The sequence below is a fragment of the Vibrio alginolyticus NBRC 15630 = ATCC 17749 genome (genome assembly GCF_000354175.2).
Lineage (GTDB): Bacteria > Pseudomonadota > Gammaproteobacteria > Enterobacterales > Vibrionaceae > Vibrio > Vibrio alginolyticus.
Genome location: NC_022359.1, coordinates 269,823 through 282,206 on the forward strand (window position 1 = coordinate 269,823; position 12,384 = coordinate 282,206).

A 12,384-nucleotide genomic window follows, 5' to 3' on the forward strand; every position below is an offset into this window, starting at 1 on the left:
ATATAGTCCTGTCTAAAAGAAAGCCCCGATGGAAACATCGGGGCTTTTGTTTTCTCCGCGTCTAGAAATATTCTTTCTAATCCACCATCGAATTCAGTTTTTCTCTAGCTTGTGCTTCGTGTTCTTTAGTGATGGCATTACCGACTGAGTTCGCGGCTAAGGTAAGTGCCGCCATATCATCGGTAAAACCGACGCCAGCTAGTACGTCTGGCACCATATCTGTTGGTAGGACGAAGTAAGCCAGCGCGCCACCTAAAATAGCCTTGTGGCGAACAGAGGTGTTGGAATCTGCCATCGCGAGCCATGATTTTATGCCCATTACGGCAATTTCTTCACCCGCTTTCTTAACCGACCCTTTCATTTTTCGCCAGAATGTTTTCTCATCTGGCGCTTGCATCGTTTGGTCTAAGACGTCATCGGACGCCGAATTTACAGACATGCTTGTGGTCATCGTGCCTCCTAAATTTATGACTGTGGCAAAGATATTAAGACGATGAACCTGAACGTAGGATTAATAGCGAGTAATGATAATGAAGAAAGGAAACAAAATGGCTAGATAAAAAATCCCCAAACCGAAGTCCGGGGATTATTGCCTTGGAAACAAAAAGTTTTGGAAATCAAATGTCTTGGAAGCCAAATGGTTTTGAAACCAAAAACTTTGGGAACCAAGCTTTAGAAGCAGAATGCCTTATTGAGCAATCTTCTCCAATACACGCATAAGCATTTTGATACGTGGTTCGATAGACTCAAGCAACAAGTACTCTTGGTCACTGTGGAAACCTGCACCGATAGGTCCTAGACCATCCAAAGTTGGAACTCCAAGAATTGCCGTATTGTTTGCATCAGAGCCGCCACCCACTTCTTTCCAGTTGATGTCGATAGCCAGTTCACTTGCTGCTTCTTCAACTAATGCCATCAAGCTTTCAGTTTGCGTGCTTGGCACCATAGAGGGTTTGTAAGCTTCACGAACCAACTCGATGCTAACGCCATCAACGAATGGTGTTTCCAGCATGCCGTTTAGCTTGCTATCGACATCATCGTATTCTTCATTACTCCAGAAACGCACATCCACGATCGCTTCAGCGTGCTCAGGGACGATGTTTGCGCCGTTACCGCCAGACACAATACCCACGTTTAATGTGGTGCCAGATTCGAAGTTCGTCATGGCATTGATTGCGAGAATCCAGTTCGCCATCTCGGTAATTGCACTGCGGCCATTTTCTGGCTCGTTGCCAGCGTGGGCTGCAATGCCATTAAACGTGATTTTGTAACGCGCCATGCCTTTGCGCGCTTTGACTAAACCTCCGTCTGCGCGTGCTGCTTCTGCCACCAATACGTTTTTCGCGTTTTTTGCAACAGATTGAATCCAGTCGACCGAATCTAACGATCCGGTTTCTTCGTCTGGGTTCATGCAGATACAAATCGACAGTTTATCCAACACCGCTTGGTCGAGGTTACGCATCGCGTACACAATATTCAGCAAGCCAGATTTCATGTCCGAGACACCCGGACCGTACGCTTTGTCAGCGTCTTGAGACATAGGACGTAATCCAGCGGTGCCGACAGGGAACACTGTATCCATGTGACCAATCAGCATCACGTCAACTTGCTCAGCCTCAGGCTTGTTTCGAACTTCAAGACCGATGCCCGCTCTGCCACAGTCGATGCGTTTTACGCTCCAACCTGACATCGCTTGGTACTTCTCTTCAAATTGAGAAGCGATAAACTCAATGCCATCAGTGGTGTACGTGCCACAATCGACATTGATGAGAGGACGAAGTTCTTCGAGATATTCATTGAGAGAAAACTGCATGATTGCCCCCTAAACAAACAAGTTCATGACTAGCATTGCGCCAAATGCGTTCAATACGGAAATCGCAATCATAATTGGGATGTAACGACCTTCAGTACCGATAGGTCCCATAATTCGACCCATGTACTGAACCTGTGAGCCCATTAGGTAAATTGCAGGTGCAAGAATCGCGATGTGCGTACCGTTCAAGATGCCTTGGTCAAACAATGTGATAACCACGCCAACTGCCCCGCCCATCGACATCCAAGCACCAATCAGCACCGCAGCCGCTTCACCTGGCAAACCAAAAACCGCCATTACTGGAGAAAATACCGAGCCCATCAAATCCAACGCGCCAGTAATCTGCAACGCCTTAATGATGACAAACGCCATAAGAACGTTAGGCACGGTTGATGTTGTCGCAATAACCCAGCCTTTTTTAGCGCCTTCAACGAAAATATCCGTCACCATCGGCTTACTTACTTTTACGTCACTCATTACGCCGTCTCCTCTTTTAAGTTCTCAGATTTGCTTTGCTCTTGCTTGTCTTCTTTACCTTCTGTGATGTTTAGGTAGATACGGAATAAGTTCGCACCCACGATTTTAAACAAGAACATCACCACAACCGCCAAACCAATAGAAGACGTTACGGCAAGCGAGCCATCCGCCATCGTCAACGTAAACAGCACCGCCCCTGAGGAGAAAAAGTTAACAATGGTGGCACCAGCGGTGAACTGGAACATAGTGAACACATCGGTTTCGCGTTTGGTAAGATGGCCTTCATCTTTAAGCTGACGAGTCATCGCAGCGCCCGCGTCGGTACTTTGCAGCGAAGCGATAAGAGCCAAACCAGAGTTACCCGGAATACCCATAATTGGACGAAGAAGCGGCGTTAACAGTTTGCGTGCCGCTTCTAGTGCGCCATAGTGCTCAAGTACATTGATCATACCCAGTGCGAACATAACGGTAGGAATCAAAGTAAGTGCAAAAATGAAACCGTCACGTGCACCGCTACCACCAGTACCACGAAGCGACGTTGTTGCAACTTGCACACCGTCAGCCGTTTCGGTGACACCATAAGCCACCTTGCCAAAAGAGCCATTCAACGTGGTGAAATCAAATACGCCATACCATTCGTTCGATTGCATGAGACCAGAAAAGAAGACGACCGCAAACGCCAGTACAAAGTAGCACCCCAGCGTAACCTTGCGCTCGGTTTGAACAGGATTTTTCATAACATTACCTACACATGTGGGACAGGACACATATGCTCACCCGAATAATGTGCTAGAGAGATGATCAAAATCAATCCGCCTGCCGAACATTCTGGCGACTCAGTTATGAAGTTTTGTTTTATGATTTTAATCACATTTGAAAGATAATAAAAATTTGTGCTAACAATTAGGTATATTAATCTATATCGATACCTCAGGACTTCTTCATTAATCCGACCAATGATTCCAACGAATATTGCTTTCTACAACATTCATGACGTACTTCATACTTTGGCATTGAGGCGATATCGATTAACTCGAAAGTAACATTCCATAATGAAATTTAGGTTAGGATTGTCCGGTCATATGCAAACGGATTAAACCAGAATCAACAGGACTAGGCAGCCCATTGTTACGCTCACAACCTAAAATAGCCAAGTGGACACTCGCCCTCGTGTTTTGGGTGGTGATGGTATGTTTAAGCCAAAACTCCGGCTTCTCGAAAAGCTGCCCTAAGGCTCACCAAATACAGAGTCAGCAAAATGAAAGCGTGAATTTATCACCATCTTGCGACCTTTCAGAGAAGCTGGTTCAAGCGTACCAACACCAGTTTGATCATATTCTTATTCCATTTTTTCTGTTTGCTTTGATTGTGGCGCTGCCGATGGCATCCACAGCAATTCGTTATCTGGAATACACAGAACCGATACGGGAAAAGTATCGGGTTCACCTAAAACTTTGCGTGTTTAGAGAATAAACCCAGCAAGGCGAGAAACCCGCTCGCCTGACTTTTGTACGTATTTTATTCACTTCACACAACAAACAACGAAATCTAAAAGTTTTAGGAAATATTATGACATTCACTCGTACACTTTTGGCGTTAACGATGGCTATCGTACCTGCCGTATCTTTCGCATCAGAAAAGACCTCAGAACAAAAGCTAGAGGAAATTACTCAGATACTAAAAGAGAACCCTCAAATTCTTGATTCATTGCACCAAAACCTGCAAGAGTACATTGCGTATCAGCAGTCATTTGGCGACACCTTGAAGGAGGTTCGTCAATATCTAAATGATGGCAAACATTCCTCTTTTGGTGCTGAAACCCCTGAGTTAACCATTATTAACGTAACGGACTACAGTTGCCCTTTTTGTAAACGTTTAGAAGGAGAACTGGTCAAAGTTGGTAAGGAATATCCGCAGATAAAAGTGCTTAACCTCAATGTTTCTTTTAAAGAACAATACGAGAAAAACGGCTACAACTCGGCAAGTTACGCATTAAATGTTTGGCAAAACCAGCGAGATAAGTACGAACAAGTGCATGAGTTATTGGTGAAAAAACCGGGCGCACATGATGTACGTTCGTTAAAACAGATCGCGAAGAAAACGGGGACAGAAGCGCAGCTTGTCGACGACAAAGAGACCAAAGCGCTGCTTGATAAAAACTATCAGTATTTCACGCAACTTGGTTTACGCGGCACGCCCGCGTTGATCATTAATGATCAGATCATTCCTGGTTATGTGCCGTTTGACGAGCTAGAAAAAGTCATCGACCAAGAACTGGCGAACTAAAACAACAAAGCCCTTCCCTGATAACTCAAGGAAGGGCTTTATATTTACCGACATAAAGAGCGTTTAGTTACTTATCACGTCCAACAAACGCCACGACGACTTTGTCATTGCCAAGCGAACGAGAGAAAACGTACGCGCCTTCCTGTGCAATCACTCGATGCTGACCTGCGCCAATGGCAGGGTGTGCTTGACGGAACTGACCAAGGATTTGCCAATGTTTCAGCAAAGCTTGTTTATCATCAGATAGCTTCCAAACCATGTCTGAACGTGTGCCTTGGTGGAAATCATCCGCGTAAGGGCCAATGTTACGGCCTACTTCATCGCCATAATAAACCTGAACCGCTCCTGGGCTAAGGAGCAATGCGTTCGCGGCGTTACGTTGCATGCCGTAATCTTTAAAACGTGAGAAAAACAACTCCGTATCGTGAGAAGACATGTAACTGACTGGGTTGAAGTCTTTCTCGTTCGCGATAGTGTCCGCATAGCTTTGGTAAGTGTCTGCCATTTGGCTAAAGCACGCCGCGCCTTTGTCTAGCTTCTTCTGCATATCGAAGTTGATCAACGCGTCAAAACCATCATCGAAATAAGGGCTACGATACGCAGTGTGTCCCCAGACTTCGCCCATCATCCAGAACGGCTGACCTGACTTACCATTCTCTTTACGCCACTGCTCAAGACTGCTTGAAGCCTCTTCTTTCAAGCGTTTCCACACATCGCCTTCAACGTGCTTCACCGTATCGACACGGTAACCATCAATGCCAAAGCGTTTCACCCAATCAGTTTGCCACTCAATCAAGTAATCCGCCACGGTGTAGTTGTCACGAGCTTCTACGCGAGTGCCAGGGTTATCCAATAGCCACTGCGCGGGCTTCACTGCTTTGTCTGATTCAGTGATGAAATCTGGCAAGCCAGCAAGAGACATCGTAATGTCGCTACTGCCCGGAGCTGGGTAACCCGGCAAGCCGGTTCTTACCCAATCGCCGCCCCACCACTTCGCCCAGTTCGGACTCTGATAATCAATGTTCTGGTGGTAGCTATGCCAATTTTCGCCTGCTTTTGGTTGCCAGTCGCCCCATTTCTTGGGCAGTTCGGCATTAGGCTTTAACACATCGATACCGTCGAACTGTAGATCTGCCAATGTTGAGTAACCAGAATGGTTGATAACCGCATCCATCAAGACTTTGAGGCCACGCTTGTGCGCCTCTTCCACCAGCGTTTTTAAATCTTCTTCGTTACCGAAGTTCTCATCAATCTTGGTGAAATCGCGCGTCCAGTAGCCGTGGTATGCATAAAACGGGAATGAGCCACTATCGCCACCACCGACAAAGCCGTGCACTTGTTCAACGATTGGCGACAACCAAATCGCGTCTGTACCTAGGCTCTTGATGTAATCCAGTTTCTCAATTACACCTTTAAGGTCACCGCCGTGGAACGTGCCAACTTCATCTTTGCCGTCTTTTTTACGCCCATAACTGTTGTCGTTACTTGCGTCTGCGTTGTTGAAACGATCAACCATCACGAAGTAAATGTTCGCGTTTCGGTAATCAAATAGCACCGCCTCTTTGGTTTTCTGCACAGGCTCTAGCAGCACTAGGCCACCAGAGTCTTTACTTGGCGTCAGCGATACTTTCTGCTCTTTCACTTCAACCATTTGACCTGAATAAGCATCGCGTAACTTGGTGCCTTCAGGAAAGCTATCCCCCACAGCGATCGTCACTTCACCGCCTTGGTAGACTTCACATTGTACTTGCGGGATCGGGCGTTTAAATTCGGTTTTTGCTGCTTTTTTCGGCTCTCGCTTAAACAGCAACGTCTTAGCCGCGTCGTCATAAGCGAAGGAATAGTCGCCAGTAAAGCGAACTTTGAGTGGCAGTTCGGTCGGCTTGCCACAATTTAGCGCGATAGGTTTGTTGAATTTGACCTTCTGGCCATCAGGCGCGACACAGTCGCCTTCAACACCCGTGATTTTGAGCGTGTATCCGTCTTTGGTTAAGGGCACAACCAAAGGCTGCTCTGCACTTAACGGAAAGTCACGGCTGTTGGTCGTGGTAGAAATGGTGATGTTAGGCTCGGCGATGGCACTTGCCGACGCAAGCAGTAAAGTAGTGGTAATCAGGTTCAGTTTCATCGTTCAGTCCATTGGTTGCGCATAGGCGCAGTATTCGTGTTGTAGTTTTATTCACACTAATAGTAAATGGATGAAAAACTGAGCACATCATTCTGAAAAGCTACGCCCTAAAGCTTGTGACGCTTCACATTTTGCTTTTATGGGGGCGTAGTTCTACTTATGAGCAGGGTAAAAAGGAGTTTAAAGCTGAACGCTACCAAGGTTACGCATTTGTCTCATCGCCCAATTGACGCGGCTGATGGTGTAAGAAGTCTGAGGGTAAACTTTGATGCGATACGGATTTGGCAGCACCACCGCAAGCCTTGCTGCTTGGCGTGTTGAAAGTTGTTTAGCAGGAATACCAAAGTAGTTTTGCGCAGCGGCTTCCGCGCCATAAATACCTGGACCAAACTCCACCACATTCAAATACACTTCAAGAATGCGTTTTTTACTCCACATTGCTTCCATCAGCAGAGCAAAATAAAGCTCATACGCTTTGCGCACATAAGAGTGTGAAGGAAACAGAAACACGTTCTTTGCAGTTTGCTGAGTAATCGTGCTCGCACCGCGAGAGGGACCGCTCTCGCCAGACTCTGAGATCACTTTAAACAAGGAATCAAAATCCACTCCGTAATGGGTCGGGAACTTTTGATCTTCTGTCGCAATCACGGCCAGTTGAATGTGTTTAGAAATATCACTCAAAGGCACCCATTCATTTTGACTCTCTTCAGGAAATCCTTCAGGAGGAGAAATCATGCGGCTGATCTTCCATCCCCAAATTGGTGGATCGATGTATTTCACTATGCCAACGAGCATCACTGGTAAAAGCAAAAGCACCAATAAGATATTGAACAGAAGGGATTTAATCTTTCTCAAAGTCCGACCTAGCCTGATTTAATAAAACAATATGATGCAAGTATAGAGTATGCAGTCTGTTTATCGTTAGTGAAAACTTGGTCAAAAAAAGCCCGATTTACAATGTAAAACGGGCTTAGAATTTGATTAGACTAAATTATTTGTGCAGCTTGTAGAACACGGTTGAAAGTGGAGGCAAACGAAGCTCAAGTGATTGAGGCAGTGATTCACTTTCAACTTTTTCCGTTTTCACACTGGTCAGCACTTTAAAATCGCTGCCGCCGTATTTGCTGTCGTCTGTATTCAGTAGCAGTTCGTATTGACCTGCATTTGGAACGCCTAAACGAAAGCGCTCGTGTGGTACGGGCGTAAAGTTGGTGATGATCAGAATACGCTCACCTTCTTTACTAATACGCTCGTGCGCTAGGATGCTCGCATCCGCTTCGTCTTGTAGACGCCACTCAAAACCAGCAGGAACACAATCTTGATCGTGCATCGCCGCTTCATTTCGGTACAAGTGGTTCAAATCTCGCATCAGCTTTTGGACACCTTGATGACGCTCATATTCCAGCAAGAACCATTGCAACTGATCATCGTGGTTCCACTCCGCCGTTTGGCCGATTTCCGCGCCCATGAAGTTCAGCTTTTTGCCCGGTTGACCATACATGTAACCGTAGTATGCACGTAGGTTTGCGGTTTGCTGCCATTCATCACCCGGCATCTTGTTATGGATAGAGCCTTTGCCGTACACCACCTCATCGTGAGAGAGAGACAAGACGTAGTTCTCGCTGTGCGCATAAACCAGCGGGAATGTGATGGTATTGTGGTGGTATTTGCGGTGAACAGGATCTTCTTTGATGTATGAAAGACTGTCGTGCATCCACCCCATATTCCACTTGAAGCCAAAACCTAAACCACCCATAAAGGTTGGCGCAGACACCCCAGGAAACGCCGTTGACTCTTCCGCAATCGTCATCGCATTCGGGAAGTGCTTGTACACTTCTTCGTTCATCCATTTTAAGGTTGCGATTGCGTCGTAGTTTTCATTGCCACCGTCGACGTTCGGTACCCACTGATCGTGGCTACGTGAGTAGTCGAGGTAAAGCATCGATGCGACTGCGTCCACGCGAATGCCATCAATATGGAATTGTTCAAACCAGTACAGCGCATTCGATACAAGGAAGCGACGCACATGTTCACGGCCTAAATCATAGATGTATGAGTTCCAATCTTGGTGCCAACCGCGACGCGGGTCCGGGTCGTGGAACAACGGTGTGCCGTCAAAGTTTGCTAAACCGTGGTCATCCGATGGGAAGTGCGCCGGAACCCAATCCAGCACCACACCGATACCAGCTTGGTGACACGCATCCACGAAGAATTTGAAATCATCAGGAGAGCCGTAACGGCTGGTTGGCGCAAATAAGCCAACGGGTTGATAGCCCCATGAACCATAGAATGGATGCTCAGACACAGGCATCAGCTCAACGTGGGTGTAGCCCATATCCACAAGGTATGGCACCAACTGCTCCGCGAGTTCGCGGTAGTTGAGGAAATCACCTTTCTCGTCGCGTTTCCATGATCCAGCATGCAGCTCATAAAACGATAGCGCTTCATCACGCTTTTGTGTCACTGCGCGGTTTTGCCACTTCGCATCTTGCCATTGGTAACGCTTGTGATCGTAAGTAATGGATGCGAACGATGGGTATTGCTCAGAGTAGAAACCCCAAGGGTCTTGTTTGTGTGGCAGCCCTTCCCCATTTGGCCCTTTGAGCTCAAATTTGTACTGAACGCCTTCTTCTAAACCAGGAATGAACAAACCCCAAATGCCATAATCTAAACGTTGCATTGGGTGACGACGACCATCCCATTGGTTAAAGCAACCCACAAGGCTAACAGCCGATGCATGTGGAGCGTAGACAAGGAAACGAACACCGGAAATGTTTTCACCGCCACGTTCTAGCGTGACAAAGTGCGCGCCCATGTAGTGATACATGTCTTTTGGCGTATGCAGATGCTCGTACTCTTGGTAGATATTGTGGTACTGGTACGGGTCATCAATAATTTGTTCAACACCATTCCAATCGACCGCTAAACGGTAGTGGGTCAGGTGTAAGTCGCGTTGCTCTTTTAAGATAAAACCGCTGTCGCCATCGCGTTCAAGCGCCACGCGAGGTTCACCATTAACAAGCAGTTCAACCTTGTTTGCGCCTGGCATCCACACTCGCAGCGAACCTTCGCCGTCATCAATGAATGGGCCCAACGCCGCAAATGGATCTGAGTAAGCCGCCTCAGCAAGCAGTTCGTACGCGCGTTCGTGTTTTTTCTTTATTTTCTTTGTTTTGGTGATTTTCAAATCTTTCTCCCTAGAGCCAATATTCGTTTGAACCGAATGTTGGTTTCTCCACAGCCAACGTTGTGAACTCACAAAAGACTCCGCTTCTCACGTTCGTCGCGTAAACGGCGTCAAAATACAAAAATGCCCGCTATTGTCGCGGGCATAATAACGGTACTTCATCCTAACGGATTGTGTGGGTTGAATGAGTGACCTAGACGGAACTTTCGTACCTCTGAGCTAACAAAATTAGTAATCCGCTCATTCTTCTACGTCACTCTACGCATCTTATTTGCTCGCCTGTGCGCGAACTTCTGTAAGGCGTTTAGAAATGCGATTCACGTCTTCACGACTGAAGATTTCATCTAGGTTCATCGACAGCTTACGACGCCAGTTTGGATACTCATCAACCGTGCCAGGAATGTTGACCGGTTGATCCATTTCTAGCCAGTCTTCAAGCTGAACGCTAAGCAGTGCAGAATCACCCGCCGCAACGTGCAATTGAAGCGCTTCGCTTAGGTATGAATCCATTGGTACGAACTGCGCATCATGGCCAATACCTTCTGGCAAGTAACCGTGCCAACGAACACTGTCTAGGATACCTTGTTTGCACTTCAAGCGGTCAGCGAATAAGCCTTCCAACTGTTTTTCATCTGGGTACAGACCAATCTCACGACCCATTTTCAAGTCATCGCAGTGCCAGAAACCGCGTAGGGTTGGCATGTCGTGTGTACACAATGCCGCCATAGACTGCTCTGCGTAATGCTTCGGAGAAATAAAGCCGCCGTCCTCTTTTGAGGTTTCGAAGAAGAAGACTTTGTACGAATGCACGCCCGCATCACGTAGGATATCAACGATTTCATCTGGTACAGTACCTAAGTCTTCACCAATCACAGAGCACTGATGACGGTGCGACTCAAGCGCTAGGATTGCGAGCATGTCTTCCACTGGGTAGTACAAGTACGCGCCTTCTGTCGCTTTCTCGCCTTTTGGAATCCACCATAGACGCAATAGGCCAAGTACGTGGTCGATACGCAGTGCGCCACAATGCTTCATGTTGGCACGTAGCAACTTGATATACGCATCGTAGCCTGTCGCTTCCAACACTTGAGGGTTAAGCGGTGGCAGACCCCAGTTTTGACCTAGAGGGCCAAGAATATCTGGTGGCGCACCGATGCTTGCATCCAGCACTAGGTTGCCTTCATCCGCCCATGTTTCACTGCCAGAATCTGCAACACCTACAGCAAGGTCGCGGTACAGACCAACCGCCATGCCTTTTTCTTCTGCTAGAGCTTGCGCTTCTTTGATTTGATCGTCTGCGATCCATTGTAGGTACATGTACAAGTGAACGCGATCTTGGTTGTCCTTGATGTACTTCTGAGTACCAGCTGCGTCGAATGTGCGGTATTTCTCAGGGAATACTGGCCAGCCCCACATGTTTGCATCTTCTGCATGTAAATCAGCATGAAGTGCATCGAATGCAGCTTGGTGTAGCAAGCTGTCGCCGCCTTTTTCAACAAAGTCCAAGAAGGCACGAGCGCGATCGGTGTTCTTGTCTAAATGGCGAGCTTTAAACTCACTGAATAGCAGCGGAAGAACACTCATTTTTAGTTGCGAAACTTCGGTGTAATTCACCCAATGAGAGTCTCGCGCTTTTTGTAGACGTTGTTGGAACTCTGCGCTACCAACACGTTGTTGTGCTTCTGCACTTAGCGCGAACTCAGGTACAGAGCTTACATCGATGTACATGATGTTCAACCAACGACGAGAAGACGGGCTGTATGGGCTTGCCCCTTCTGGATTCGCAGGGAACAGCGAGTGAATAGGGTTCAAGCCAATGAAGTCACCGCCACGAGAGGCAATATCACTCACCAGTTGTTTTAGGTCGCCAAAATCACCGATGCCCCAGTTATGCTGAGTACGCAGTGTGTAAAGCTGGATACTAGGACCCCATAGCTTTTTGTGTTGGTTTAGATCGTCTTGTTTGAAACACGCTTTCGGCGTAATGATCAATGACATCTCGTAAGGTGTTTTACGACGCTTACGACTGATGATCAGTTTGTGATAACCCCAAGCCAAGTTCTTTGGCAATGCAAACACTAGAGGGCCACCCTCAGCACGCTCATCACGAACAATTTGGGACTGAAGATAGCCTTCAAGTACCTCTCCTTGTTCTGTTTCTAAACGCCAGCTGAATTCACTCTCACGAGCACTCGTACCTAGGTTTAGTTCCACTTCGACTGGTTCGCCGTCGCGTAAAACAAGAACAGGGGCTAGTACGTCTTTTTTATGTTTCTTTTCAGCAGAAGCCAGTAGTTTTTCATCACTGCTAGTATCGTAGCCAAGCGAAGCGAGCAAGCGGCGTAGCGTCTCCTCAGACACTTTCGCCTCATCTCCCCAAGCACTGACATAGCTATCAGCCAATCTCGCCATTTCCGCGACTTTCTTTAATGCTGTTTGTTCTTTCATCGCTTTCTCCGAAGGTAATACCAACACCTTCCATGTAGGGTTTTA

At 47.1% G+C, this 12,384-nt stretch carries 10 protein-coding genes; 2 read left to right on the forward strand and 8 right to left on the reverse strand.

Annotated elements, in window-relative coordinates:
- Positions 1-76: 76 nt before the first annotated feature.
- From N646_RS16550 to N646_RS16565, 4 genes are all read right to left on the reverse strand, one after another.
- Entirely contained in the window at positions 77-451 is a 375-nt protein-coding gene (locus tag N646_RS16550) for a YkvA family protein (protein ID WP_017820132.1), read from the reverse strand.
- A gap of 237 nt (positions 452-688) precedes the next feature.
- Positions 689-1,813 carry a M20 family metallopeptidase gene (locus N646_RS16555; protein ID WP_017820131.1) on the reverse strand — a complete coding sequence of 375 codons (1,125 nt, stop codon included), beginning with the start codon at positions 1,811-1,813 and terminating at the stop codon, positions 689-691.
- Positions 1,814-1,822: 9 nt separating this feature from the next.
- Positions 1,823-2,290, reverse strand: a complete 468-nt coding sequence (locus N646_RS16560; RefSeq protein WP_005458317.1) for a YjiG family protein — start codon at positions 2,288-2,290, stop codon at positions 1,823-1,825.
- Complete coding sequence (locus N646_RS16565; protein ID WP_017820130.1) at positions 2,290-3,027, reverse strand: nucleoside recognition domain-containing protein; 738 nt, start codon at positions 3,025-3,027, stop codon at positions 2,290-2,292. Before N646_RS16565 ends, N646_RS16560 begins: the two co-directional genes overlap by 1 nt.
- Positions 3,028-3,475: 448 nt before the next feature.
- On the opposite strand from N646_RS16565, the gene N646_RS25000 reads away from it, so the two are divergent.
- On the forward strand, positions 3,476-3,763 hold the full coding sequence (locus N646_RS25000) for a hypothetical protein (protein ID WP_005484669.1): 288 nt from the start codon (positions 3,476-3,478) through the stop codon (positions 3,761-3,763).
- Positions 3,764-3,859: 96 nt separating this feature from the next.
- Entirely contained in the window at positions 3,860-4,576 is a 717-nt protein-coding gene (locus tag N646_RS16570; protein ID WP_017820129.1) for a DsbA family protein, read from the forward strand.
- Between the two features lie 67 nt (positions 4,577-4,643).
- Here N646_RS16570 and N646_RS16575 read toward each other — a convergent pair whose 3' ends face one another.
- The 4 genes from N646_RS16575 to malQ form a co-directional block, all read right to left on the reverse strand.
- Positions 4,644-6,704, reverse strand: a complete 2,061-nt coding sequence (locus N646_RS16575) for an alpha-amylase (RefSeq protein ID WP_017820128.1) — start codon at positions 6,702-6,704, stop codon at positions 4,644-4,646.
- A 180-nt stretch (positions 6,705-6,884) separates the two neighbouring features.
- Entirely contained in the window at positions 6,885-7,559 is a 675-nt protein-coding gene (gene mtgA, locus N646_RS16580; protein WP_017820127.1) for a monofunctional biosynthetic peptidoglycan transglycosylase, read from the reverse strand.
- Between the two features lie 136 nt (positions 7,560-7,695).
- Positions 7,696-9,891: a 1,4-alpha-glucan branching protein GlgB gene (glgB, locus tag N646_RS16585; RefSeq protein ID WP_017820126.1), complete on the reverse strand. Its 2,196-nt coding sequence runs from the start codon at positions 9,889-9,891 to the stop codon at positions 7,696-7,698.
- 267 nt (positions 9,892-10,158) lie between these two features.
- Positions 10,159-12,339, reverse strand: coding sequence for a 4-alpha-glucanotransferase (gene malQ / locus N646_RS16590; protein ID WP_017634461.1), 2,181 nt, complete (start codon positions 12,337-12,339; stop codon positions 10,159-10,161).
- Between the last annotated feature and the right edge of the window lie 45 nt (positions 12,340-12,384).

Bases quoted from the DNA above. Each gene is read 5' to 3' on its own strand.
- N646_RS16550 (WP_017820132.1), bottom strand. From the start codon at position 451: ATGACCACAAGCATGTCTGTAAATTCGGCGTCCGATGACGTCTTAGAC.
- N646_RS16555 (WP_017820131.1), bottom strand. From the start codon at position 1,813: ATGCAGTTTTCTCTCAATGAATATCTCGAAGAACTTCGTCCTCTCATC.
- N646_RS16560 (WP_005458317.1), bottom strand. From the start codon at position 2,290: ATGAGTGACGTAAAAGTAAGTAAGCCGATGGTGACGGATATTTTCGTT.
- N646_RS16565 (WP_017820130.1), bottom strand. From the start codon at position 3,027: ATGAAAAATCCTGTTCAAACCGAGCGCAAGGTTACGCTGGGGTGCTAC.
- N646_RS25000 (WP_005484669.1), top strand. From the start codon at position 3,476: ATGGTATGTTTAAGCCAAAACTCCGGCTTCTCGAAAAGCTGCCCTAAG.
- N646_RS16570 (WP_017820129.1), top strand. From the start codon at position 3,860: ATGACATTCACTCGTACACTTTTGGCGTTAACGATGGCTATCGTACCT.
- N646_RS16575 (WP_017820128.1), bottom strand. From the start codon at position 6,704: ATGAAACTGAACCTGATTACCACTACTTTACTGCTTGCGTCGGCAAGT.
- malQ (WP_017634461.1), bottom strand. From the start codon at position 12,339: ATGAAAGAACAAACAGCATTAAAGAAAGTCGCGGAAATGGCGAGATTG.